We start from the raw sequence: 25,513 nt of genomic DNA, 5'->3' as shown, positions 1-25,513 counted from the left end.
AAGGGGTTGCCCATGCTAGAAGTCACCGAGCTCGACATTCCCGAAGTGAAATTGCTCAAGCCCCGCGTCTTTGCCGACAACCGGGGATATTTCACCGAGACCTATAACAAGACCCGCTTCGATGAGAAAGCGGTGCCGCTCGGTTTCGTGCAGGACAATGAATCCTATTCCAAGCACAAATATACCGTGCGCGGACTGCATTATCAGGCGCCGCCCTATGCCCAGGACAAGCTGGTGCGCGTCGTGCACGGATCGGTCCTTGATGTTGCTGTCGATGTGCGCCGGGGCTCGCCGACCTATGGCAAGTGGGTCTCCGCAGAGCTTTCTGCGGAAAACGGTACGCAGATCCTGGTGCCGGCCGGCTTCCTGCACGGCTTCATCACGCTGGAGCCCGACACGCTCGTCGTCTACAAGGTCACCGCGCTCTATTCGGCGGAAGCGGACGGCAATGTCCACTGGTTCTCGCCGGAGCTCGGCATCGACTGGGGCGTGACGGAAGACCAGGCCGTCCTGTCCGACAAGGACGCCAAGGCACCGCCCTATAGCGAGTTCGAAACGCCGTTCGACTATAGCTGATTTCAGTCCAGATCCTGACGGATCGCGGCGAGACGCTCGCGCATCCGTGTGCCGATGGCTTGGGCGGAATAGTCGCGCAGGATCGTCTGGCGCGCCTCGCGGGTCATTTCGCTAAAGGCTGACGGGTCGTCATGGACGCGCTTGAGCAGCGACGCGGCATGATCGACATCCGGATCAGCCCATTGCTGGCCGTCCGGGAAGGGATACTGGCCCTGGCCAACGGGGATCATCGCATAGTCGACAAGCAGGCTGTTGCGCGCTGTCATGTAATCCATGTTGCCGGAATAGCCGGTGGCGATGACCGGTTTCTCCCGCAGCATGCATTCGGCCATGTTCAGGCCAAAGCCCTCCGAGCGATGCAGGGACAAGAACGCATTGGCACTCATCTGCATCGCCGCCATCTCGGCGCTGCTGAGAACATCATCGACCAGCAATATGCGCGGATCCTCCCCTTTTGCCTCCGCCAGCCGGCGGCGCTGCGCCTTCATCGCCTTGTCGCCGTGGAATTTCATCAGCAGCGCGGCGTTCTGGCTATCGCCAAAGGCCTGCTTGAAGGCGGCGATTGCGGCAAACGGGTTCTTGCGGTCGATATAGGAGTTGAGATCGAATGTCGTCAGCACAAGGAAAGTGTCGCTGTCGATGTCGTGCGCCTTGCGGAAAGCCCCGGCCGCAGCCATGTCAGCGGGCCGGTCGCGCAGCGGGTGCGGCATCGCCATCACCGGCTTGCCGGTCCTGGCCTGAATGCTTTTCTCCACGAACGTGCTGGGCGTCCAGACCTCATCGACCTGGTCGAGCGCTTCGGACCATGGCTCGGGAAAGTTTTCCAGCTCCCACGCCCAGTAGCCGATATTATAGCTGCGATCGAGATAGCTCTCGTTCACCCGGCGGGAGATCGTCAGCATCTCATCGGCATTGACATGGAGCAGGTTTATCCGGCGAACCGGCGGCAGTGTGTCCTGATCATCGACATCCGCCAGGGCATCGCGAAAGATCTGTGTACGCAATGTCACCGGTGCCGCTTCAACGCCAGCCTCGCCGAGCGCGCGCAGCGCCAGCCGGGCGCCTTCGCCGAGGCCGCTTTCGGTCCGGAAATAGCCGAAAACATTGAGGCCGTCGTCAAGCGGCGCCTTCTCCGGCGCCGGCGCCGGCGGCGCGAGGCGGTTGTCTTCGCCAGCCGGGCCGCTGAAGCCTTCGCGCAGCAGCAGGCGGACGATACGCTGGCGCAATTCAGGCGAGACGTGCCGGTATAGCGGACGCAGGCGGTGGGCACCGGCGAGGACGGCGCGGCTGACCGTGGCGCGCAATGTCGGGCGGGTCCGGCCCATGGCCGGCAGGTTGAGGCCGGACTGGACGGGCGGCGTCCCCGTCTGGCTGCGGGCGGACAGGATCTCGCGGGCAGGGGCGAGCCATTTTTCCTCCAGCCTGACCTCACTGGGGGCACTGGACAGGAACCAGTTGAGATAGCCGATCCGGGACTGGTCTGTATTCAGGTCGAAGACATCCCGCAAATCGCTGCGCGAGGCCCAGACCTCGTACATCACCGTGGTCAGCGGCACGGTACAGCCGGGGCGCTGGGCGCGCCGGCTCGTCGCGTTGAACAGGGCGGGATGGTCCTGGAGAATCTCGCGCCCGCCCGGTTTGGTCTGGGGGAAATTCCGCGCATAGGCCCGGCGCAGCGGATCGGCGATGTAGCTGCCATCGGGAAAGTAATTATAGGCATACGGAATGGTTTTCCATGTCTCGTGATCATTGCCGGCAAGCCCGGCGAGATAGTCATCGAGAAGGGATTTCAGCGGCCCGATAGTCGCCGCGGTGTAACGGTTCTGGTGCTTGGAAAAGACACTGCCATCGCCGGGCACGACGCCGCTGAAATGGAAGAAATGCAGGGGCTCGCCATTCACCGTCCAGCCGTCATCGGCCGCGATCTCGCGATGGGGCATGTTCCAGTAGGCGACATTATAGCCCGGATGGCGCAAGATCGCCGTCTTGTCGACATAGCACGGGGCAAGGTCCATGAATTTCTGGTCGACGAACAGGCCGTTTTCCAGGTCGACGACACATTTGGTGCGCAGCTGCTCGCCCCACCATGTCACCAGGGCGCGGCTCGACCGGCTGCGCGAAAAGGCGCCGAAGCCGAGATTATAGGCACCGGTGCGCATCAGGCGGACATCGTCGGGGTCGCCGCCATCATCGAGCGGCGCCAGCGCGTGGGGCGTGAGAACGATGTCTGCCCCGTTTTCCAGCGCTTCGTGCACATGCGTCAGCGGCCTGACGATATAGAGATCGGGATCGAGATAAACCGCCGCATCGACCTTTGCACGGTCGAACAGGTAGTCGATGCAGAAGGGTTTCACTGCCGTGTTGAATTCCATCACCGTGTAGCGGAAGGCCATGTCCCAGAAGCCACGGATATTCATCGTTTCACAGGCGATGACGGGAAAGGGGAGATCCTGCGTGCCGTCTGGCGCATCGACCAGGAAGCAGTAGAACGCCGAATCCGGTTCCGCTTTTTTCAGGGAATGGTAAAGCGTCAGCGCATAGGCCATATAATTGCGCGAACATATCGTGAAATAAGCGGTTTTGGTCATTGAAGTATTACTGGCCCCCGGGGAATAAAGTGGGAATGACGTGCTCTCATGCAGGGGGCTTTGTGTATAAGAAGGGGTCTTGAAGTTCAAATGAATTTGCGTGGGCAGGCGCGGCATCAACCCTTTATCTGTCCCGCCATTTCGTCTATTCAGGGCTGATTCGGCCCAGCCGTCCTGTCGATGCCCTGATGTTCAAGGAATGTAGTAATCGCCTATGCCAAGTCTGATCGCCGAGAAGCTGGGCCTTACGCTACCGATCTTCAAGTCTGGCCGGTCCGGCATGAAGGGCGGCAAGCCCCCGGTTCATCGTGATCCGCGCTTCCTGACCTCGGGCAGCGGCAAGCTGACCGGGTTCAAGGTCCTGACCAATATCTCGTTCGAGCTTCGCACCGGCGATCGGCTGGGTATCGTCGGGCGCAACGGCTCCGGCAAGAGCACGCTGTTGAGCGTTCTTGGCGGCATCTACGAGCCGACCGAAGGCGAGCTGAAAGTCGACGGCAAGGTGCGCGGCATCTTCAACCTGTCGCTCGGGCTGAACAATGACGCCACCGGCTATCGGAACATCCAGATGCTCGGTCTCGTCGCCGGCCTGACCCTCGACGAAATCGAACACAAGATCCCCGAGATCGCCGAGTTCAGCGAGTTGGACGAATTCCTGATGATGCCTGTCAGCGTCTACTCGTCCGGCATGCGCATGCGCCTGCTGTTTGCCACCTTTACCGCGTTCCGGCCGGAAATCCTGCTGCTTGACGAATGGCTTGGTACCGGGGACGTCAATTTCCGCCAAAAGGCCGGGCGCAAGATGCAGGAAATCGTGGAAGATGCGGGGATCGTCGTTCTCGCCTCGCACAATCACAAGCTGTTGCAGGAAAATTGCAATGTCTCCGTCTGGCTGGAAGGCGGGCAGATCGCGATGTATGGCGATACGCAGGAGGTGATTGCGGCCTATGAAGATCAGCAGGCCAAAATCAAGAACGCCAAGCCAGAAGAACAACAGTCACCCCTGAAGGCGATCGAACAGTCGCACGCTGAATAAATTTCCGGATAATTTCCAAGAAGGCTAATTTTCATGTCGGATATGTTTGAGGCCCAAAGGCGGGCAAAGGGATCGCTGGGCCTGGGGGCTCTCGATATCATTCAGGGCTTCAAGGAATTCTATCTCTGGTCGAACCTTGCGATCGAAGACCTGCGGTCCAGTTATCACAGGACCTATTTCGGCTATCTCTGGTTCATCCTGATCTACCTGATCCAGATCGGTATATTCATCCTGATCTTTGCGCCCGTTCGCGGCATTGATACGCATACGACCAACTATCCCGCCTATCTCAGTTTCGGGTTCCTGATCTGGATGTTCATCACCTCCGGCATCACGACCGGGGCGAGGGTGTTCATCAATGCGCGCGGGTGGATATTGTCAGCCAACGTGCCGTATTCATTGTTCCTGTTCCGCAACTGCCTGCGCGATGCGATACCGCTTCTCATCAACCTGGTGGTCATACTGACGCTGGCGTTCTTCATCTGGGACATGCAGCCACTCAGCGTGCTCATCAGCCTGGCGACGCTGCCCGTGTTCTTCATCAACTTCTTCTGGGTGGGGCTGTTGCTGGGGACGATCTGTGTCCGCTTCCGCGACATCGAGCAGCTTGTCTCTGTCGCCATGCGGGTCATTTTCTTCCTCACGCCCATCATCTGGACCTATGATCCCGACGGCGCCGGTTTCCGCAACCAGATCGCGATATATAACCCGCTTACACACTTTATTGAGTTGTTCCGTCGTCCAATGCTGGGGGAATGGCCGACAGAGCTTTCCCTGCTGGTCGTGGCGGTTGTCACCGTCGTGGGCAGCATCACCGGCTTTCTGGTCTTCGCCCTGAACCGCCGGCGGATACCTTTCTGGCTCTAGGCCGGTGCCGGAAGGGAAACTTGCGCCCTTGGCCTGCGCCGTGCAATGAGGGATGATTGCAGCGCGACCAGGGGCAAAATCGCAGGGCACAGCATCAGGGCGATGCTGGCGTGTCAATTAGTCGGGAAGTTTTATGAGCTCACACAGCAGCGGTCAGTCACTCCTTATCGAGCGGGTTGCCGGCGCGGGAATGATCGTGACCGGTCCGGTAAAGGCGGCCGAGTTCAGCCAGGTTTCAGTCCGGTTCGACAATGGCGATGACCTCGCTGTTACCGGCGTTCAGCGGCTGGGCGAGGGGCGCTTCGCCCTGACCGTCGACTGGCCGGAGGACGGGTCCGGCGCTGTTCAGCTCTGGCGGGCCGGCGAGATGCTTGCGTCCCGCGACCTCGCCCTGGGCACGGTGCAGGGGCAGCTGTTGCAGGTTGGCGCTGGCAAGGCCCATGGCTGGCTTGCCAGGCCGGGCAGCGACGCGCCGGTCACGGCCAGTCTTTTCATGAATGGCGAGGAAGTCGCATCCGGCACGCCGAACGTGCACCTGCCGGACCACAGCCCGGTTTCCACACGCGGTGGCCTCGACGGCTTTGCCTTCGACCTGCCGGCCGATGCCTTCGACGGTCAGCGTCATCGCTTCTGGATCGAGGTCGATGGCAGGCGTCTCGGCGCGGAAATATCATGGGCCCATGATTATGTCCTGCGCATGGAAAAGATCTCGGCGGAGACCGTGACCGGGTGGTGTTACGATCCGGCCGCGCCGGACCTGCCGCTCGACCTGGCATTGTATGCGGGCGATAGAAAGCTGCTGATGGCGACGACGCAGCCGCGTCCGGACGTTCTCTCCGCCAAGGGCGCGAAATATAGCGGCTTTTCCTTTGTCCTGCCGCAGCCGGTAGAGCGGTTCAGGATCGGGCCTGCGCAGACCGGTCCGGATAGTCCGTCCTATGAGGAGTATATCCCGTTTTCGCAGGGCAGGCTCGTGCAGCTGGTGCATGAGAGCATCCGGGCGATGCGCACCCAGTCGGGCGACCGGCAGACCGATCTGTTGCTGAAGAACCTGCAGGCCGGCCTTGGCGCGGCCCGGGCAACGCAGGACGTGTCGTCGGCCAGGGTTCTCACGCTGGCCGAGCAACCGGTCGAGGCAGAGACCTGCATCGCCGTGCCCGTTTACATGGGCTATGATCAGGTCGTCCGCTGTCTGGAAAGCATCGTTGCCAATACCAGAGAGCCATATCATCTCGTCATCGTCAACGATGCCAGCCCCGACCCGGAAATTACCCGCTACCTGCGCGAATTTTCCAACCGGCATTTGGCGCATGTCATCGAGTTGAAGCAAAACCGGGGTTTTCCGGAAGCCGTCAACCAGGCGTTCGCCATCGCCGGACGGCGCGATGTCGTCGTGCTGAACGCCGATACGGCGGTGCCGGAAGGCTGGCTTGGCCGCTTGCGCAAGGCAGCCTATAGCCGCCCGGACATAGCCAGCGTATCGCCGATGTCCAACAACGCGACGATCCTCAGCTATCCGCGCATGAATATCGAGAATGCCATGGCCGGTATGACCCTCGCCGAGATCGACGGCATGTTCCGTGATCTTCCCGATGCGGACACGGTCATCGACCTGCCGACGGCGCACGGATTCTGTATGTATATAAAGGGCAATGCCCTTGCCGAGGTCGGCCCTTTCGGCACCGAATGGGGCCGCGGCTATGCCGAGGAGGTCGACTGGAGCATCCGTGCCAAGGATCGGGGTTTCACCCATGTCGTCCTGCCGGGACTTTTCGTCGAGCATGAGGGCCGCGTTTCGTTCGGCAAGGAAGAAGGCAAGGAGCTGTCCCGCGAGAACGGCAAGAAGCTGGCCAAGAAGTTTCCGGAATATCGCTGGACGGTGCAGGAATTCATCCAGCGCGATCCCCTGCGGCGGGCGCGCAATGCCGTTACCCGGCAACGATTGCTGGCCGACGACAAACCGCTGTTCATCCACATGGCGCTGCGCTTTACCGGCGGGATCGGACATTATCTCGAGAGCCTCGAAGAAGAGATCGAGGCCGAGGGCGGGATGAGCCTTCGCCTGACGCCGCGCGAGATTTCCTCGCCCTACGATCCGGCGACCGATTGCGACCTGGTGCTTGAGGACGCGGAGGGAAGGTTCTGTCTCTACCTGACGCAGCAAGAAGCGCTGGACCTTCTGGAGGAGCTGGCCACGGACCGGCCGTCAGTATTGCACCTGCACGGGACCATCGGGTTCAAGCTTGCTTTCGCGAAGGATGTCGTGTCTGTCTTCAGGCGCAACAAGCGCCATTGCGTCAGTACGGTGCACGACTATAGCTGGTTCTGTCCCCGCGTGCAGATGCTGCTGCCGAGCGTGGAGTTTTGTGGCCAGCCGCCAGTCAGCGAGTGCGAGAACTGTATCGCCAAGAAGGCGCTGGAATTTGCCATCGACCAGGACGTGCTGCGGCTTGGCGGCGTTCAGTCCTATATCGATCAGCATGCTGATATTCTGGCAATGATGAACACAATCATGGCGCCAAGCATGGCGGCCGCCGATTACATGCAGGAGCGCTTCCCCTCGATCAGGGTCGAGCATGCGCCCCATCCCGAACAGCGTACCCAGGTCGAACTCAAGCCCGTTCCGAGGGGGGCCGAGCAAATCCATATCGCGATCGTCGGCGCCATCGGCTATCAGAAAGGCTTTCACCTGGTCGAGGATTTCCTGCGCGCGATCCGCCGCGACAGCCTGCCGATCAAGGTGACGATTTTCGGATACAGCCGCGATGACAAGGCGCTCAAGGCCATCAATCCCGATATCGAGACGACCGGCCGATATGAACAGAGCTATATCGAAGGCCTGATCAGGAGCCGTAATGTCGATCTGATGCTCTTCCCCAGCCTGTGGCCGGAAACCTATAGCTACACGATCTCCGAGGCCTGGCGCGCAGGCATCAATGTCATCGCGCTCGATATGGGGGCGCAGGCCGAACGCATCCGCCTGATCGGCGGCGGGGCGGTGGTGCCGCCCAACCTGCCATGGCGGCGGCTGGGAGACTGGATCCTGGAAAAAGTGCGCAATGGCGCCTTTGACGAGAAGAAATCCTTCACCTTCCCTGAGGCGCCGGCCGACTACGCCAGGCTGTATGGCCCTGTCACCGCCAAGGCGCGCTCAGAAGAGCCGGTGTCTTGACATCGCACGCCCGGGTCGGTTGAAAAGAGGTCAGCGCGCCAGCGCCGAAAGTGCCGTGCGCTGGGCTGACAGGTCGTAGCCGCCATTGGCCGCCTCTGCGAGAACCTGATCGACCGGCTCGCCCGCCCTGGCGCGGGCCATCGAGCGCACGATGGTTGAGCGCGTGCCAGTTCGGCAAAAGCCCAGCACCTTGGTCTTGCCGGCGGTGGCAGCATCGAACCGGTCCAGTGCCGCGCCAGAAACACCGTCCCGGCCGATCGGAATGTCGACATAGTCGATGCCGGCGTCCTGTGCGGCCTGCCGGATCCGTTCTGCCTCCGGCTGGCCGGATTCCTCGCCATCGGGGCGGTTATTGATGATGAGGTCGAACCCGTCTTCGGCGGCGGCGGCAATTTCCGCCGGCAGGATCTGCGGGCTGGCGTAGAAACTGTCTGTGATCTTGTTGAATTTGGGATTCATGGATTGGCCTCAAGCGTCAAGAAGATTGAAGTCTCCGGTGTCCGGGTCGAGCAGGCGCAGATCGCCTTCATAGACGGAATACCACACGCCGAAGAGCGACAGGTCACCCTTTTCCAGCCGGTTGGCGACGAACGGGAATGTGCGGATATTGTCCAGCGAGACCTGGATCGTACGGTATTCGCCAAGGCGCTGGCGTTGCTCGGGATTGCCGTCCGGCAGCTCGCGGTTGACCGCGGCACGTGCCGGCGCGGCCAGTTCCACCCAGGGGTCGATGAATTCGCCGGCGGAAGAACCTTCCGTCTTGCTGAGGCATGCGTTGACCCCGCCGCACAGGCCGTGGCCCATGACGACGATGTTCGACACGTTCAGCGCGGTGACGGCGAATTCGAGACCGGCCGAGGCGCCGTGCAGGCCGCCATCGGGCTGATAGGGCGGGACGAGGGCAGCGACATTGCGCATGACGAAGATCTCGCCCGGCCCGGCGGTGAAGATGGTGGTCGGATCGACGCGGCTGTCGGCGCAGGCGATGACGAGGGTGTCGGGGTTCTGACCCTCGGCAAAGGTCGCATAGCGCTTGGCCAATGGCTCATACTGCTCCTTGCGGAACGTCTGGTATCCATCGATCAGCGATTGCGGGAAATTCATGCCGTATCAACCTTGTTGAAGTTGAAATGGTCGGAGTGGCGAGATTCGAACTCACGACCCCTGCCTCCCGAAGACAGTGCTCTACCAGGCTGAGCTACACTCCGTTGAACGGCTCTAATATACCTGCGTGGGCGGCTTTGCAACGGCTTTTTCCGGTATTTTACAGGGGCCGAATTTTCCGGAAAAAAGACGTTGAACTTTGAAAAACGAGCGGCTATTACCTCGCTTCTCGCTGGGGCGTCGCCAAGCGGTAAGGCAGCGGTTTTTGGTATCGCCATGCGGAGGTTCGAATCCTCCCGCCCCAGCCATCTCGATCTGGTACACATTCTCATTGTGCGCCTGCGGGAAGAAACTGAATTTTCTGCGAAATTTTTCATTACCCTACATTTACTAACCGTCTTATTCGGTTTAGTAGTTTTTTTGTTGTTGGGGAGAGTTGCCGAGACTTGGGCGGCGTTAGCTTATGTCAAATTCGCTGATTACACCGATTATCATGGCCGGTGGGTCCGGGACCAGATTATGGCCGCTGTCGCGGCCTGATCGTCCCAAGCAGTTCCACAAGATTCTCAGTCACCGGACGTTGTTTCAGGAAACCGTCTTGCGGGCGCAATATAGCGATGACCAAATCACCTTCGGTCCACCGATCATTATCGGCGCGATGACGTTTGGCGACCTCATCGCAAAGCAGCTCGAGGAGATCGGGGTCACGCCCCAGGCGATTATTCTGGAGCCCTTCGGGCGCAATACGGCAGCGGTCGCGGGCATTGCCTCGCTGGTCGCAAAACAGAACAGCGAAGGTGACGTTCTCGGTGTGCTGATGCCATCCGATCAGCATATTGACGATCCTGCAAGCTTCTACGCGGCGATCGCAAAGAGTGCCGCCAACAGCCACCATGCCTGCATAACCACCTTCGGCATTGCCGCCGACAAGCCGAAGACCGGCTATGGCTATATCCGGCGCGGCGAGGAGATGGACAGCGGCTATTACAGGATCGAAGCCTTCGTCGAAAAGCCGGATTATGCAACCGCCCAGGCCTATGTGGCCGATGGCGGGTATATGTGGAATGCCGGCATCTTCATGTTCGCGCCCGATCTGATGCTGGCGGAGCTGGAACGTTTCGAGCCCGAGATTCTCCGCCACAGCGCCCTCGCGCTGGAGCACTGCGAAAAAGAGGGTGTTGTCTACACGCTTTCGCCGGAACATTTCTTTCCCTGTCCGGACCAGTCCATCGACTATGCCGTCATGGAGAAAACCAAATGTGCGGCGGTATGCGGACCTGTGCGCTGCGGCTGGAGTGATATCGGCTCGTGGGACGAGATCAGTACAAATTCACCGGACGATGAAGTCGGCAATGTGATCGCCATAGAGACGACGAACTGCTATCTGCGCGGCGATGACAGCGTCAAGGTCGCAGCCTATGGCGTGTCGGACCTCATCATTGTCGCCCATGAGGGTTCCGTCCTGATCCTGCCGAAGGGTAAATCCCAGAATGTGAAAAAGATCGTCCAGAAGATGAAGGAAAATGATGATCAGTAACAAGATCATAGCTTCACTGGCCGGCCATTCCTATCCCCGCACCCGGACGCGCACGCCGCATCCAGAAGTGACCTGCAGGTTCCCTGCTGAAATTTTAACATCCCGACCTTCTTTTCCGGGTACAGATATTCAGGTAAGTCTATGACCCAGCCTTTCGATTTGAAAGAAGCGATCAAGCAGACAGGTATTTTCCACGAGGCCTGGTATCTGCTGATGTATCCGGATGTGCGAAATTCCGGCCAGCCCGCGCTGGATCATTATCTGCAGAACGGCATCAACGAGGATCGTTGCCCCCATCCATTCTTCATTCCGGCTTATTATTACGCCCATTATCCGGATGTCGTGGAGCGCAAGCAGAATGCGATTTCGCATTATCTGCGGCATGGTGGCCGCGAGCGGCGCAAAACCTCGCCGCTTGTGGATGTTGACCAGTATTACAGGCTTTACGGCGATCTGGTACTGAAGACGTCCACCCAGTCGGTGCTGGAAGATTTCGTCAAGTCCCGGGACCGCCACAAGGCATTCGTCTTTCTGGATGCTGATTATTATCGCGACCAGGCGAGCAACGACAACAAGCACTTCAACCGCTTGCTGGAGCATTTCCTCACCGAGGGCCTTGAGAACCTTCATGATCCCCATCGCCTGCTGCAGTTGAAGATGATCGGACTGGGCAAGATTCACAGCGAGCGGTTCGAGAATTTCTGCAACCTGTTCCAGGCCGGGAACAGGTTCAGCAACGTCAAGACCCATCCCCTGGCTGAGCCGGAATTCTTCATCAAGAAGCACGGCCAGCCCCTGGTGAACCCGACCATCGAATTCCTGAAGACCTGGCGCAAGCAGAAATCGTGGCTCAATCCGCTGTTCGACGTGGCGTTCTACATGCGCCGTCACAAGCTGAAGGGCGACCAGCCTGATCCGTTCTCGCACTACCTGCAGGACGAGGAAAGCCAGATGGGCGAGCCCAACCCCTATTTCGATCCGAAATTCTACACGAAGCATTGGGGCGACAGGCTCGAGCCCGGCCAGCATCCGATCGAGCACTACGTTAAGAACGGTCACCTGCCATGGTTCCAGCCAAGCGAGCGGTTCGGCCAGCGTTATTACTTCACGCGCCATCCGGAGGTCGCGACGTCGGGCGGATCGGCCCTGTTGCATTTTCTTCATGCCGGTCTCGGTCAGGGCGAAGCGCCCAAGCCGCCAGAGCCGTTCTTCGACGATACGCAGGGGCTCACAGATGACGAGATCGTCGCCCTGATCAAGGCGCTGCCGGAACGCGAGGGCGAGCCGGAAGTCTCCGTCGTCATCCCGGTCTACAAGAACCTCTATTACACGCTTCGGTGTATCTATTTCGCCCTGAAGTCCCGCGACGGGACACCCTTCGAACTGATCGTGGCCGATGATCAGTCACCTGACGGGTCCGGCGAATACCTGATGGAAAAGCTCGACGGCATTCCCGGTATCACGGTACGGATCAATGAGGAAAACCTTGGCTTCCTCCTGTCCTGTAATGCCGCTGCGGCGAGCTGTGAGGCGCCTTACCTGTTCTTCCTCAATAACGACACCGTCGTGCTCGACGGATGGCTCGACGAGCTGATGGACACGGTCGGGCGCGAAAAGGATGTCGGCCTGGTCGGCTCCAAGCTGATCTATCCCAACGGGCTGCTGCAGGAAGCGGGCGGCATCATCTGGGAAGATGCCAGCGGCGCGAATTTCGGCCGCATGGATGACCCGACAGCGTGCAAGTATAACTACATGCGCGACGTCGACTTCATCTCCGGCGCCGCGATCATGGTATCGCGCGAGAACTGGGAAAAAGTCGGCGGTTTCTCCGAGGAACTGGCACCGGCCTATTACGAGGATGTCGATATCGCCTTCAAGCTGCGCGACGAAGGCCTGCGGGTGATTTACCAGCCGCGCTCCGTCGTCGTCCACTTCGAGGGTATTTCTTCGGGTACTGACATCACGACCGGCGTGAAGCGCTTCCAGGCGGTCAACAAAGAGAAGATGCAGGAGAAGTGGAAAGAGAAGCTCAAGGGCCTCGGCACGCAGGGCGATTACTCTCTCGAAATCATCGACCGCCGGCCCAAGGGGCGTATCCTGATCTATGATGCGGAGATTCCGCAGACGGACAAGGATGCCGGGTCGCTGCTCGCCTATTATTACATGAAGATCTTCTGCGAGCTTGGCTACAGGGTCACCTTCATCGGGTCGAACCTGGTCAAGGGCGGGCGCTATGCGACGCAGCTGCAGAAATTCGGTGTGGAGGTCATTCACACCCCGTTTGCGCAGAATGCCCGTAAATATGTTCTCGATAACGGCCACGACTTCGACATGTTCCTGCTGTCCCGGGCACCGGCCGGTGGCGAACTGTTTGCCGAACTGAAACAGAGCTTCCCGGAAAAACCGATCGTCTTCGACACGGTCGACCTTCACCATCTGCGCCTGATGCGCCAGTTCGAGCTGAGCAACGACATCAAGTATCTGCATGAAGCAAACAAGATGAAGGATCTCGAATACAAGCTGATCACGTCGGCTGACGCGACGATCCTGGTCTCGGATTTCGAAATCGATCTGCTGCGCAGCGAGATCGGGCCGTTCCCGAGTGTCGTCATTCCGTTGATCTACGAAAAATACGACCGCATTGCCGGCTTCAAGGATCGCATTGACATCGCCTTTGTCGGCAATTACCGCCACACGCCGAATGTGGATGCCGTGCGCTATCTGGTCGAGAAGGTCTGGCCGCGTTTCCGCGAATATGGGCTGGATGCACGGCTGCATATCATCGGCAGCCATATGGGCCAGGAATTCGACGAGTTCGTCGAGGACGACATCAACCTGGTCGGTTTCGTCGAGGATCTCGACGGCTACCTCGCCGACATCCGCATGACCGTCGCACCCTTGCGCTATGGCGCAGGGGTCAAGGGCAAGGTCGGTAACTCGCTGCGCCTGGGCGTGCCGACGGTTGCCTCGCCGATCGCGGCGGAGGGGATGGCCCTGAAGCACGAGGAGACCCTGCTGGTCGCCAGCAGCGCAGAGAGCTTCGCCAAGGAGATGAAGCGTCTCTACACGGATGAAGACCTGTGGGAAAAGCTGTCCAGAAACGGACAGGAGCATGTCATCAGCCAGTTTGGTGTCGATGCTGCAAGGAAAAAGCTGGCCGCCCTGTGCAAGACCCTTATCGACAGCCGGAAAAGCTGAGGCATGTGGCCGCGCACATTGATCCGGCTTGTGCCATCTATCGCGCCTGCAGGCGGCAGGTCAAAAAGGGGGTCATGCGCTAGCCGGCGCATGGCCTGAAAAAAGACGGGAACGGTATGAAAGTACTTGTGATAGGCAATTGCCAGGCACGACCGCTGGGGGCGATCCTGTCCCGCTTGCATGAGGATATCGAGTTGCTCGATCCGGTCATCGTCCATCTTTCCAAGGATTCGGACCTGCCTGAAGTCGAGCCGCGGATGAAGGAAGCCGATCTCATCCTGGCGCAAAGTGTCAACGATAATTACCCCTGCCAATTCGTCCGTACCCAAAATTTGCGCGAGGCCCATGGCGACAAGGTCGTTATCTGGATCAACCTGTTCTATACCTTCTATAACCCGGAACTGCGCTATGTCCGGCGACGCGGGCAGCCAACGCTTTCAGGGCCGATGGGCGACTATCATATCGAAACGGTTCTGCACGGGTTTCAGAATGGCCACTCGGTCCAGGAAGTTGTCAGCCTGCTCGGCGATGAAGCCTGGAATGCCGATCGCTACAAGGGTCGAGCCGAGGCGTCTCTCGATGAACTCAAACGGCGCGATGAACTGACCGATCTGCGCATCTGCGATTTCATCGAAGAGAGCCAGTACGATCTCAAGCTGTTTCATACTTTCAATCATCCCGCCAAGTCACTGCTCAGGGAATATGCCCGCCGGGCGCTTGACCATATCGGCAAGCCGCCAAGCCGCGATCCTGAGTTGGATAAAATGGGTGAGCCTCTCGGCAAATTCCTGTGTCCGATCAATCCGATGGCGGCGCGCAAAGTGCGCTTTGATACAAGCGCCGATACGGGATACCGGGGGGTCAAGTTCACGATAGAAGATGGCCGGGTAGTCAATCAGCGGGATTTCAAGTTTTACTCACCCCTGGAGCTGGTTGAAGCCTATTATCGTGTTTACGAAGCCGTCGATCTGAGCGATATCAACTAGGGGTCTGTAGAATGATTTTTGGCAAGAACTATCTGTTCATTCACACGCCCAAGACGGGCGGCATGTCAGTATCCAGATGGCTGCTGAACAATGCCGATGGCCCTCTCAATGTCTGTACCCCTGCCAGCAGTTTTGACCATACCCGCACCTCCATCGAATTCGACGATGTCGAGCCGCGCCTGACCCTGATCGATGGCAAGCGTCACGAAGTGGTGTCAGAGGCCGCCGACGTGCTGGAGGCGCAGGGGATCGATCCGGAAACGATTCCGCTGGTGTTCTCGGTGACACGCGACCCGGTGCAATTGCTGCTGTCCTACTATAAGCATGTGCGCAAGCCATGGGTGGTGAAGTTCAGACATGGTGCCGATGGCAAGCTGACCGGCGATACGCTGCTGGCATCGGAGGGCAATTTCTCCGAATTCGCACGCAACTGCCAGTTCTACAACAAAAGCGCCGACTTCATGCGCGATTACTACGTGGATAATTCCGGGCGCATCAAGAAAGTGCATTATGTGCCGCTGGAATTCCTGAACGAATTCCTGACCGAGAGATTCCGCAATCACAAGCGTTGCGGGCGGTTCCCCATGCAGGTGCGGAACAAGTCGGCGGAAAGCTTCCCGGAATCCGAAATCGACAAGGATACGGAAGACTTCATCTATGACAGATATGCCTTCCTTCATGAGATCCATGAAAAGGCCAAGCAGCGCTACATGAAGGACGCCTGAGACCCGAACGAAAAAACGCCAACCCGATCACGAAAGACGCCGCGCCGGTAAAGACCCGCGCGGCGTTTTCAATCAAACAGGGTTGAGCCCCGGTCTCCCGGGTCAGGCCATGCCGTAGCGGGCGGCCACCGTGTTATAGATGTCCATATCGATCCCGTTGGCATCTTCGAGACGCTTCATCAGGTCATCGCCGATCGACTCGCGCATGCGGGCGAGTTTCTCGTCCATCGTGGCGCCGGACGATTCGGTCACGTTTTTGCGGGTGCTGAAGGCCTCGAAATCCGGGAAATTGGGTTTCAGATATTCTTCGAGCCTTTCCATCGAGGCATCGAAATTCTCGACCAGGCCGACGAAGGGCAGGCTTTCGAGCGCGCGCTCGGAATCGATGCGCAGGTTCATGACCGTGCGCGAGACCTGGAAGGCGAGGCGGCGCGCCTGGAAGTTGTTGAAGGCAAGGTCCGTCGGCGTATCGAGCCGCATCTGGATATAGCCGGCAAGATCGGTTTGCTTGGCCAGCTTGGCGCCGGCCGTCTCTGCATCCTGCTTGCGTTCGAAGGAATAGGCCGACTGAACGCGCAGGATCGGATGGCGTACAAAGATGATCGGGTGCACGGTAATCGAGGGATCGTCATATCCGGTCCACCAATTGCCGGTGTGCGATGATACGGCGCGATATTTCGCCTGTGTCAGCACGAAACTGCGGACAAGGTCTGCATAGGAACGGAAATTGCTCGATTCGAATTCCACGTTCGTCCATTCATCCTTGAAATTGCTCTTGAGGATCTCGTCGACGGACGTGCCGGCATTCTTGAACAGGTGACAGTGAAAAATCACGTGCCTGTGCTCCTTTGGCGGTCGGAAGGAGCCCTTCCTGGCTTCGCCAACGGCATAGGTGTTGTCTGTCAGTTCGTCGCTTGTCAGCGTTTGCTGATTAAGTGCGCGAATTACTTTTTCGCGTTCTTCCATAGGGGGCATCGTCTCATAATTGCGAATGAATTTGTCAAGTATAAGCGCTGGATAGGGCAATTCCCGCGGCGCTAGTGCCATCTGGTCATTTTTCTTCTTGTCTGGAACCGCAAGGAATTCCTCTAAATCACTTGGGTCGTCTGGCGCTTCAATCCCGGCCTTTTTCAGCTCTTCTATCGGTGAATTGAAGAAATCATGATGATGGATTATAGGCGTATTTTCAGGCAAGTCATTAAGACTTGAGAGAATGTAACGAACCCACAGGCTGGTCGCCTGGCCGAAGGGCATCCGGTTGCGCTTGTACAGCGAGCGAGCAACCTCGATCAAGGATCGATAGACGAACACGCAGCGCGGCTGCAGCCCTTTTTTCTCGGCAATATCCAGCCAGAACGGCAGAAACAGGCTGATGCGCGGATCCTTGATGACATAGGGTCCGTCCACACCGTCAAAAGTCTTGTCCCACATGCGCTCGCCGAGGGCAGAATAGGTGGTCTTCACCCATTCTTGGACATCGGCCCGTTCGCGCCTGTTCGGGGTAACCCATTGGGGCAGGCTGTCCCACCGGGCGCCCAATGTGTGCAGCATCATGTTGTTGAGATTGACGAAGCGCGCCTGTTCCCAGAACCCTTTGACATTATCCGGGGCCGCCTCCAGCAGATCATGTCCGTGAGAATATCCGCAAAATTGCAACGATCCGGAAACTGCCGATGTGCCGGAACGATGCATGCCAATGACGAACAGCGCTTCATCAGGGGATTGAGTCATAGACCTGGGGACTTCTCTTTTCGTTTAGCGGTGCCTGCCGTATCAGTTAGCGGTGCCTGCCGTATCAGTATGTAATACCAGCATGTGCCCTGTTAACACCATCCTGCGAAGGTGACGAGAGTATAATGATATCGTGTGCTTGTCCTTTGAAAAGGTATCAAAATTTCAGATTCAACTGATTTTTTCAGTCATTTTCATATCAGGCTATAACTGCCCTGTCGGTTGACCGGCGCCAGTCGGTGCCGTCGGAGTACGCCAGCACAGCGCCGCCGGTCTCATCGCTGACATAAGCGATGGCGCCAGCTCCTTCGGCCGCCGCATCCGGCAGGGTGGCGACAGTATAGGTTTTGCCCCTGATCGTGCCATCGACCGTCAGTTTGGCTGTGCCTGTCATGCCGGTCGGACCAATGACGGTGTTGCCGCCATCGAGGAAAATATCGCCCTGTTCCTGGGTCTGGATACTGAACTGGGTCTTCAGCGTGCCGGCATTGCCGGGTTTGATGTTGAAACGCAGGTCGGTCGGGTCCGTCTTGCTGGTGTATGACCAGAAAAAGCTGAAGCGCGGATAACGGGTCGCTGCGCCCTCATTCACGGCGGTGCAGGCATATTGCACACCCTGCCAGAACGGGCTGGCGGTGTTCTGGCAGCCGGCAGCCTCGAAGACGAATCGTGAGCCACTGGCCAGATCGGTATCGCTGGTCTTCTTGCTGAAATAGAATTGATCGTTACTGGCATAGATGCGGTAGGGAGGTGTGGAAAACAGGTCCGGTACCTCAAACTGCAACTTGCGTCCGTCACTGACAATGGTATCCGCCGTGATTGCTGACAGGCGCAGCCCCTCGCGAAATGTCGCGCCGTCGCTGCTGGTCTTTACCGAGACATCATGGGACCCGGACAGACCGATTTCAGCGTGGGTGACATAGCCGGTCTGAAAGACTTGTGCTGCCGTGTCGCCGGTGCCCGCCCTGTTCAGGGCGAGGCGGATATCGCCGGAGCCGGGCGTGATGTCGTCATGGGAAAAAAGCACGGCGTCGGACTTGACGGTCAGCCGGTTCGTGGTGTCGGCAGTGGCGTTGATACCGGCACGAGGCAGGCCCTGGGCCGTTTCGCGCCAGCCCGTGCCGTCATGCACAAGCTGCACGGCCTCGTCCTCGATGAACACCTGCCAGCCGGCCGCCGGCGCATAGGCCTGCCACGCGCCGTCCTGATAGGCGGCGAGGGTGCCCGTGGCAAAATTTTCCCAGGCAGCGCCGGTGGCGCCGGGCGGCAGGACATAACCGTCCCCCTCGGCCGGGGCGACCGGCTCGGCGGGGACAGTTCGTGACCGGGCCATGGCCTGAACCACGGCGTCGAGACGGCGGAAGGTCTCGTTGACGGTCACATGTTTCCCGGCCTGATCGGCGGCGACATAGGACAGGTCGAGGCGGGGCGATTTCATGGCATTCTCCTCAAGCGAAACGCCGCCTTACGCTAGAGGCACCGGAGAAAGCGGGGATAAATTTTTATGATTGTATTATCGTCACATACTGACAGAATGACCCTCTAAAGCAAAAAAATCCCAGGGCAGAAACATTCGGAGGGCAGCGGTAATCGGGCAGATTGACGTGCATGCGGATGCGGGTCGATTCGTGCTTCCAATGGAGAGGCTGATGGGGTATCGAACCCTGCATCTATTATTTTGTAGCGAGCGCCGCCAGCGCGTGTCTGAAGGGGGAACTTCATGAAAAAGGCTATTATCACCGGCGTCACCGGACAGGACGGCGCCTATCTCACCGAGCTGCTTCTCGAAAAGGGATATGAGGTCTACGGCACCTATCGCCGGACAAGCTCCGTCAATTTCTGGAGGATGGACAAGCTCGGCGTCGCCAGTCACGACAATCTGCACCTGGTCGAGCATGACCTGACCGACGCAGGCTCCACCGAGCGTCTGATCGACCGGGTCGAGCCGGACGAGATCTACAACCTCGCGGCGCAGAGCTTTGTCGGCGTGTCGTTCGACCAGCCGTCGACGACGGCGCAGATCACCGGCCTCGGGGCGCTGCATATCCTCGAATCGATCCGCCATATCAATCCGAAGATCCGCTTCTACCAGGCGTCGACGTCGGAAATGTTCGGCAAGGTCCAGGCGATCCCGCAGAAGGAAGATACCCCTTTCCATCCGCGCAGCCCTTATGGTGTCGCCAAGCTCTATGCTCACTGGATCACGATCAACTATCGCGAATCCTTCGATATTTTTGGCACCAGCGGAATTCTCTTCAACCATGAATCGCCGCTGCGCGGGCAGGAATTCGTGTCGCGCAAGGTGACCAATGCCGTCGCCCAGATCGAGCTGGGCAAGCTCGACAGCCTGTCGCTGGGCAATATCGACGCCAAGCGCGACTGGGGCTTTGCCAAGGAATATGTCGAAGGCATGTGGCGCATGCTGCAGGCGGACGAGCCCGACACTTTCGTTCTTGCCACCAACCGGACCGAAACCGTCCGTTCGCTGGTCGAGCTTTCGTTCCAGGCCGTCGGTCGCGAGATCGAATGGAAAGGCGAAGGCGTTGACGAAGTCGGGATCGACACCAAATCCGGAAATACAGTCGTTCGCATCGACCCGAGATTCTACCGTGCTGCCGAAGTCGATCTGCTGATCGGCGATGCCAGCAAGGCCAAGGAAGTTCTCGGGTGGGAAGCGAAAACGACCCTCGAGGAGCTTTGCTCCATGATGGTGGAGTCGGATCTGGAAATGAACAAGAATGGCTATTCCTTCTAACAGCCGGGTTCTGGTTACCGGGGCAGGCGGGTTCACGGGAACCCACCTGCTGCACGAACTGCGGAAACTGGATTGCGAGATACATGCAACGGGCCGCGACACGGGTGCCGGCGTGCCTGCCACCTGGCACACGCTGGACCTGCGCGATGAAGCGGCAGTCACGGCTCTCGTCAAACAGGTGCAGCCCGATTACGTCTTCCATCTCGCTGCCATCTCTTTCGTCGCCCATGACCGGCCTGTCGAGATCTATGAGGTCAATGTTCTGGGTACGGAGAACCTGCTTAAGGCACTTGCGCAGGAATGTCCGGATTTGCACAAGGTGCTGGTCGCCAGCAGTGCGAATATCTATGGCAATCCGGCCACCGATCCGGTGAGCGAGGAAACGCCGCTGGCGCCGGTCAATCACTATGGCTGCTCCAAGGTCAGCATGGAGTTCATCGCCCGCACCTATGCCGATGATGTGCCGATGGTGATGACCCGTCCTTTCAACTATACCGGCAAGGGCCAGAGCGAGAAATTCCTCGTGCCGAAGATGGTCAAGCATTTCCGGGAACGCCAGCCGACGATCGAGCTCGGCAATACGGATATCATTCGTGACATCTCCGATGTGCGCGATGTGGTGCAGGATTGCCTTTCGCTTGCCGCCTCGGACAGCCGGGGGGAGAGCTTCAATCTGTGCCGCGGCGAAGGCGTCGCCCTGAAGGAAATCATCAGTATACTGCAGGATGTGACCGGCCATCAGATCGAGATCCAGGTCAATCCAGCCTTCGTTCGTGCCAGTGACATCAAGCGGCTGGTCGGTGATCGCGGCAAGCTCGACGGCGCGATCGGCCAGCGCGACCGGATCGCCTTTGAAGAGACGCTGGCCTGGATGCTCGAGGGCTAGATCGTTTCAGCATTCTGTGGAAACGCTGAAACGACCCAGACCCCTTGTTTGTCGCGTTTCCTGACGGTGAACCGGTTTCCACTTCACCGGGAAGCGCTATAGATCAGCCTGCCTTCAGGCGGATCAATTTAATCCGGATCCGTTGATCGTTTTCGGTGTCTTGCAGCACCCTATCCGCGCCCATCAGGACCAGTCTGCGTCAGGCCGGCACGGCCATTGCGTCGCGGCCGTCCAGCGCGTCGGCCAGTCCATTCAGCTCGGCGCAGGCGCACAGATAATGATAGAAGGTGCTGGCCTCCATCGCATCGGTGATCACGCGCCCGTCGCCGTCATACTGGTCATGCCAGCCGCCCGGTATGGCAGCGTCCAGATAGGTCGAGAACAACAGCCCGGTCAGCCGCGGTATATCGCGCGCCGCCGTCTCGTCGCCAAGACGGGCGAGGGCGATCGAAGCCTTCAGATATTCCGTCAGCGACCAGGAGCGGTGGGTCGGCTTGGTCACCTCGCCGGCGATGGTCAGCTCATCCCACATCAGGCCGGTGACGGGATTGACCCCGCGCTCGATTGCCTGGGCGTAAAGGGTTCTCATCTCTGCACCGAGATCGAGGCCGCGCAGCCCGGCATAGATCGACAGCAGCCAGCACCATTCGACCATGTGACCGGGCTCGATCAGCGTGCCTCTGGCAGGATCGGGCTGCCAGTCCTCGGTGAAGAACTCCAGCAGCACGCCGTGCTGCGCGTCGAAGAAATGGTCGCGGAACAGCGCATAGATCTGGTCTGCGCGCTCCAGATACCATGCGTCTCCGGACGCCTGGTACAGCGCCATGAAGGCCTCGAACAGATGCATATGCGGGTTCTGGCGGCGCGGCAGGCGTGCCGGGATCGCCTCGATCCAGCCGCCTTCGTCCGAGCCCATCCTGTCGTCGAGGAACTCGCAGGCGCGCCGGGCCATGGCGAGCGCCGGACCGTCGGGATCGGCGCGATGGCACCAGGCGGCCGCCAGCAGATAGAAGGCCTGGGAATACAGATCGACCGTGTCGTCGATGATCCGGTGTTGCGGCGACAGCATGTAGCCCATGCCGGGGAACGGGCCCGTCGCGTCGAAGCCGGTGGCCAGCAGGCAGTGCCGGTTGATGAAATCCAGCCCGGAACGCGCCACGTGCCGGCCGTCGGGATACCAGCCAAGGGCGGCAGCATGAGCATAGACATAGGTCTGGCGCGCCTCGACCCGTATGCGGATATTGGCGTCGTGCTGCGGGTTGCCCTGCGTATCCAGTTTCTCCAGGAAGCCGCCCCCGGCATTGCGCCCCGCGGCCGCCCACAGCGGCAACGCATCATCCACGCACCACTGGCGGAAACGGTCCGCACACTGCCGGATTGATCCTGTAATGTCAGAATTGAATGCTGTCATTTCCGTGCCCCCCGCAACTCTGGAAAACTGAACGGTGTCTGAATAGGAACAAATTGGCGCCTGCACAAGTTATCTTCTTGATCACGGTATCTTCCTGATCATTGGGCAAATGCGCCCGACGGGCCGAATTATGGCCGAAAGCGCTGGCCGCACTATGCTAATAGACGGTATACAGGTTTCCCGCCCGGCTGCAGAGCCGCGATAAACGAAGTTGGAGATGTCATGAATACGATCAGGAAAGTCGTCATTCCTGTTGCAGGCCACGGAACCCGCGTCCTGCCCGCCACGAAATCAACGCCGAAGGAATTGCTGCCCGTCGTCGACCGGCCGCTGCTCGACTATGTCGTCGATGAAGCGCTGCAGGCAGGTATCGAGCATGTCGTGATGATCACCAGCCGCGGCAAAAGCGCGATCGAGGACTATTTCGACCACGCCTACGAGTTGGAAGACGCCCTGCGCAAGAAGAAGAAGGACGATATCCTGGCAAGCGTGCTGAAGCCGGTGCGCAACCCGGGGTCGATGTCCTATACGCGTCAGCAGGTGCCGGCGGGTCTCGGCCACGCCATCTGGTGCGCCCGCGATATCGTTGGCAACGAGGCCTTCGCCATTTCGCTGCCGGACGTGCTGATCCAGAACAAGGTCGGCGCGCTGAAACAGATGGTCGATGAGTATGAAAAGGTCGGCGGCAACATCGTTGCCGTGGAGGAAGTGCCCCGCGACAAGGTCTACAAATACGGCGTCATCGCGCCCGATGGCGAGCCCGACGGCAAGCTGGTCAAAATGACCGGCATGGTCGAGAAGCCGCCGGTCGAGGAAGCACCGTCAAACCTCGCCATTACCGGCCGCTATATCCTGCAGCCGGAAATCTTCGACCTGCTGGCCGAAACGGAGCGCGGCGCGGGCAACGAGATCCAGCTGACCGACGCGATGGCGGCGCTGATGAAAAAACAGCCCTTCCATGCCTATCGCTTCGATGGCGTGAGCCATGATTGCGGCGACAAGCTGGGCTGGCTCAAGGCGAACCTGGCGATGGCGAAAGAGCGCGAGGAATTCGCCGGCGATCTCGCCGACTACGTCAAGACGCTGTTCTAGAGCCATTTCGTGGCTCCGGCGCGTGCTGGCGTCAGGCCGGCTGTCGCGCCAGCAGGCGGGCAGAGCGGATGAACAGGGCGAGCGGGCGGCCATCGGCGCCCAGCCCCGCCTGCGCCGGGGAGTGGGCGTTGGGCAGGTCGAGGTGGATCACCGCCAGCCCGTCCTCGCCGATGACCCGGGCCGGGATCACAACTGTCAGCGTCACGCCCTCGGCCGTCAACAGCCGCCAGTCGGCCAGCCTGTGGCCATTGACGAACAGCGTCACCGGCTGGGTGTCGTGCACCGCCGAGATGAAGACGCGCGAGACCTCCACTTCCAGCCAATAGCTGTCGCTGTCCTGCGGCGCCGGTGCGGGCAGGATCAGATAGGCGTCATTGGCGATGGTCCACAGGCCTTCCTCCCTGCCGCCGGCCTCGAACCCTGCGCCGATGCGCGGGTCTGCATCCGTGCGCAGCTCCAACGGCGTTGTGGGGAGGGCCGAAAGCGTGTCGCCGGGCCAGTCGGACAAGGCCTGTTCGAAGTAGAAAAGCCGATAGGCTGCACCCACCTGCGGGTTGGCGGCAAGATTGAGCACGTAGAGATAGAACGCAGCGAGCAAAGCCAGAAAAAGTCCCGCCCAAACCCTGATCATCAGGGGGCTGACCAGAAGGGAAGGCCGCTTCATATTACCCACCGCGCCTGTTCGATCCAGCCCATGACAAAGAAATACCAGCCAGCCAGCATCAGGGCGAGGATTCCGGCCCTGAACATTCGTCCGTTCAACGGCGCCGGCAAGACGGCGAGGGCGAGATAGGGCAGATAGGACGTGAACAGATAGCGGCCGAGCGAGAACAGGCCGGTCGATAGCGGGATCAGGATACTGACGAAATACGCGGCCCCTTCTGCGAACCGATTGCGCCAGAACAGTATGCCTGTCAGCAGGAGCCCGGCCAGCGCGCTTGCGGCCCAATAGAATTCCTTGCTGGCGAGAGGGTAGCCGAAGCCGGTCGACAGAACCTCGAGCGGGCTGTCGCTGCCCCTTTCCCAGGCGACCTGGACGCTGCGGAAGGCCAGGGCATCACCGACATGATGATAGAGAAACAGCATGTAGACAAACGCCCCGAGGGGGGCAACGGCGATCGCCAGCACCGGCTTCAGCGCTGCCACATCTGTCAACACTTGCCGCCAGCTGAACTGCCGGAGCGCGATGATCGCGAAGGGCAGGACGATGAACACCCCCGTGACGCGGGTCGCGCCGAGCAGGATCGCCGCCGCCGCGGCGATGATCCAGCGCCGGTCGAGGGCGGCGGTCACGGCAATGGCGAGCAGCAGCCCAAAGAGAGCCTCCGTGTAAAGAACGGTTCCGTATAGTCCGAAGGGCGTCACCGCGACGGCGGCGGCCAGGAAGAGGGCATTGTCAGGACCGATGATCTTCTGGTATCCGGCATACAGAACAGGCGCTGTCGCCGCATAGGCGAACATCGACAGCGCCGCCCCGGCCATTACCGGCCCGACCGGGAGGATCGACGAGACCAGCCTGACCAGCAGCGGGAAAAGCGGGAAGAACGCCCAGTTGGCTTCCGCCCCGTTTGTGCCCCGGCCCGGCTCGATGTCATAGCCGTTCTCCACGATCGACCGGTACCAGCCGCAATCCCAGCGGCAAATGCCATTGGCAAAGCCGGTATCGGCGCCGGCATTGACGATGGTGAGGAGGGCGAAAAACAGCAGCCGTGCCAGCAGCGCGGCGAGGAACAGGGTCAGCATGCGCCGCTGCAGGCTATCCGGCCATACCAGAGCGGCAGCGCCATGTATGGGGGGTCGAAGGCTCAAGGTCAGGTCTCGTCAATTTCCGGTTGGAGGGTGCGCCGCG

At 59.6% G+C, this 25,513-nt stretch carries 19 protein-coding genes and 2 tRNA genes; 12 read left to right on the top strand and 9 right to left on the bottom strand.

The features are described 5' to 3' along the window. The first annotated feature begins 12 nt into the window (after window positions 1-12). On the top strand, window positions 13-576 hold the full coding sequence (gene rfbC, locus IEV88_RS09220) for a dTDP-4-dehydrorhamnose 3,5-epimerase (protein ID WP_188158723.1): 564 nt from the start codon (window positions 13-15) through the stop codon (window positions 574-576). A gap of 2 nt (window positions 577-578) precedes the next feature. Here the strand turns inward: rfbC and IEV88_RS09215 are convergent, their stop codons facing one another. Continuing rightward, on the bottom strand, window positions 579-3,164 hold the full coding sequence (locus IEV88_RS09215; RefSeq protein ID WP_188158724.1) for a glycosyltransferase: 2,586 nt from the start codon (window positions 3,162-3,164) through the stop codon (window positions 579-581). A gap of 214 nt (window positions 3,165-3,378) precedes the next feature. Between IEV88_RS09215 and IEV88_RS09210 the strand changes: the two genes are divergently transcribed. The 3 genes from IEV88_RS09210 (at window position 3,379) to IEV88_RS09200 (ending at window position 8,239) form a co-directional block, all read left to right on the top strand. Further along, the gene (locus IEV88_RS09210) at window positions 3,379-4,200 is read left to right on the top strand and encodes an ABC transporter ATP-binding protein (protein ID WP_188158725.1); all 822 of its coding nucleotides are present in this window, start codon (window positions 3,379-3,381) and stop codon (window positions 4,198-4,200) included. Between the two features lie 33 nt (window positions 4,201-4,233). Beyond that, on the top strand, window positions 4,234-5,067 hold the full coding sequence (locus IEV88_RS09205) for an ABC transporter permease (protein WP_188158726.1): 834 nt from the start codon (window positions 4,234-4,236) through the stop codon (window positions 5,065-5,067). A 133-nt stretch (window positions 5,068-5,200) separates the two neighbouring features. Next, complete coding sequence (locus tag IEV88_RS09200; RefSeq protein WP_188158727.1) at window positions 5,201-8,239, top strand: glycosyltransferase; 3,039 nt, start codon at window positions 5,201-5,203, stop codon at window positions 8,237-8,239. Window positions 8,240-8,269: 30 nt separating this feature from the next. On the opposite strand, the gene IEV88_RS09195 is transcribed toward IEV88_RS09200, so the two are convergent. From IEV88_RS09195 to IEV88_RS09185, 3 genes are all read right to left on the bottom strand, one after another. Continuing rightward, window positions 8,270-8,698, bottom strand: a complete 429-nt coding sequence (locus IEV88_RS09195) for a protein tyrosine phosphatase family protein (protein WP_188158728.1) — start codon at window positions 8,696-8,698, stop codon at window positions 8,270-8,272. Between the two features lie 9 nt (window positions 8,699-8,707). Further along, window positions 8,708-9,343 carry a carbonic anhydrase gene (locus IEV88_RS09190; RefSeq protein WP_188158729.1) on the bottom strand — a complete coding sequence of 212 codons (636 nt, stop codon included), beginning with the start codon at window positions 9,341-9,343 and terminating at the stop codon, window positions 8,708-8,710. Window positions 9,344-9,370: 27 nt separating this feature from the next. Next, window positions 9,371-9,447, bottom strand: a tRNA-Pro gene (locus IEV88_RS09185). Between the two features lie 129 nt (window positions 9,448-9,576). On the opposite strand from IEV88_RS09185, the gene IEV88_RS09180 reads away from it, so the two are divergent. From IEV88_RS09180 to IEV88_RS09160, 5 genes are all read left to right on the top strand, one after another. Further along, a tRNA-Gln gene (locus tag IEV88_RS09180) sits at window positions 9,577-9,651 on the top strand. A gap of 155 nt (window positions 9,652-9,806) precedes the next feature. Continuing rightward, the gene (locus IEV88_RS09175) at window positions 9,807-10,880 is read left to right on the top strand and encodes a mannose-1-phosphate guanylyltransferase (RefSeq protein ID WP_188158730.1); all 1,074 of its coding nucleotides are present in this window, start codon (window positions 9,807-9,809) and stop codon (window positions 10,878-10,880) included. A gap of 141 nt (window positions 10,881-11,021) precedes the next feature. Next, window positions 11,022-14,078, top strand: a complete 3,057-nt coding sequence (locus IEV88_RS09170) for a glycosyltransferase (RefSeq protein ID WP_188158731.1) — start codon at window positions 11,022-11,024, stop codon at window positions 14,076-14,078. A gap of 116 nt (window positions 14,079-14,194) precedes the next feature. Continuing rightward, window positions 14,195-15,064 carry a WcbI family polysaccharide biosynthesis putative acetyltransferase gene (locus IEV88_RS09165; RefSeq protein WP_188158732.1) on the top strand — a complete coding sequence of 290 codons (870 nt, stop codon included), beginning with the start codon at window positions 14,195-14,197 and terminating at the stop codon, window positions 15,062-15,064. Window positions 15,065-15,075: 11 nt separating this feature from the next. Next, entirely contained in the window at window positions 15,076-15,789 is a 714-nt protein-coding gene (locus IEV88_RS09160; protein WP_188158733.1) for a hypothetical protein, read from the top strand. Window positions 15,790-15,891: 102 nt separating this feature from the next. On the opposite strand, the gene IEV88_RS09155 is transcribed toward IEV88_RS09160, so the two are convergent. Next, the gene (locus tag IEV88_RS09155) at window positions 15,892-17,520 is read right to left on the bottom strand and encodes a sulfotransferase family 2 domain-containing protein (RefSeq protein WP_188158734.1); all 1,629 of its coding nucleotides are present in this window, start codon (window positions 17,518-17,520) and stop codon (window positions 15,892-15,894) included. Between the two features lie 199 nt (window positions 17,521-17,719). After that, window positions 17,720-18,958 (bottom strand): DUF2793 domain-containing protein, encoded by a 1,239-nt coding sequence (locus tag IEV88_RS09150; protein ID WP_188158735.1) that lies wholly within the window; start codon window positions 18,956-18,958, stop codon window positions 17,720-17,722. Between the two features lie 282 nt (window positions 18,959-19,240). Between IEV88_RS09150 and gmd the strand changes: the two genes are divergently transcribed. Together gmd and IEV88_RS09140 are read left to right on the top strand one after the other, a co-directional pair. Then, window positions 19,241-20,275, top strand: coding sequence for a GDP-mannose 4,6-dehydratase (gmd, locus tag IEV88_RS09145; protein ID WP_188158736.1), 1,035 nt, complete (start codon window positions 19,241-19,243; stop codon window positions 20,273-20,275). Beyond that, complete coding sequence (locus tag IEV88_RS09140; RefSeq protein ID WP_188158737.1) at window positions 20,259-21,161, top strand: GDP-mannose 4,6-dehydratase; 903 nt, start codon at window positions 20,259-20,261, stop codon at window positions 21,159-21,161. The genes gmd and IEV88_RS09140 overlap by 17 nt, the downstream gene beginning before the upstream one ends. 199 nt (window positions 21,162-21,360) lie before the next feature. Here IEV88_RS09140 and IEV88_RS09135 read toward each other — a convergent pair whose 3' ends face one another. Continuing rightward, the gene (locus IEV88_RS09135) at window positions 21,361-22,572 is read right to left on the bottom strand and encodes an AGE family epimerase/isomerase (protein WP_188158738.1); all 1,212 of its coding nucleotides are present in this window, start codon (window positions 22,570-22,572) and stop codon (window positions 21,361-21,363) included. Between the two features lie 222 nt (window positions 22,573-22,794). On the opposite strand from IEV88_RS09135, the gene galU reads away from it, so the two are divergent. Next, complete coding sequence (galU, locus tag IEV88_RS09130; RefSeq protein ID WP_188158739.1) at window positions 22,795-23,664, top strand: UTP--glucose-1-phosphate uridylyltransferase GalU; 870 nt, start codon at window positions 22,795-22,797, stop codon at window positions 23,662-23,664. 31 nt (window positions 23,665-23,695) lie between these two features. Here the strand turns inward: galU and IEV88_RS09125 are convergent, their stop codons facing one another. Both IEV88_RS09125 and IEV88_RS09120 read right to left on the bottom strand, forming a co-directional pair. Next, on the bottom strand, window positions 23,696-24,328 hold the full coding sequence (locus tag IEV88_RS09125; protein ID WP_188158740.1) for a hypothetical protein: 633 nt from the start codon (window positions 24,326-24,328) through the stop codon (window positions 23,696-23,698). After that, window positions 24,325-25,407: a mannosyltransferase family protein gene (locus IEV88_RS09120; RefSeq protein WP_188158741.1), complete on the bottom strand. Its 1,083-nt coding sequence runs from the start codon at window positions 25,405-25,407 to the stop codon at window positions 24,325-24,327. The genes IEV88_RS09125 and IEV88_RS09120 overlap by 4 nt, the downstream gene beginning before the upstream one ends. Between the last annotated feature and the right edge of the window lie 106 nt (window positions 25,408-25,513).

Source organism: Aquisalinus flavus (assembly GCF_014640095.1).
Lineage (GTDB): Bacteria > Pseudomonadota > Alphaproteobacteria > Caulobacterales > Parvularculaceae > Aquisalinus > Aquisalinus flavus.
Note: the sequence above shows the minus strand (reverse complement) of the source record. Positions and strands in the feature narration are given on the sequence as shown.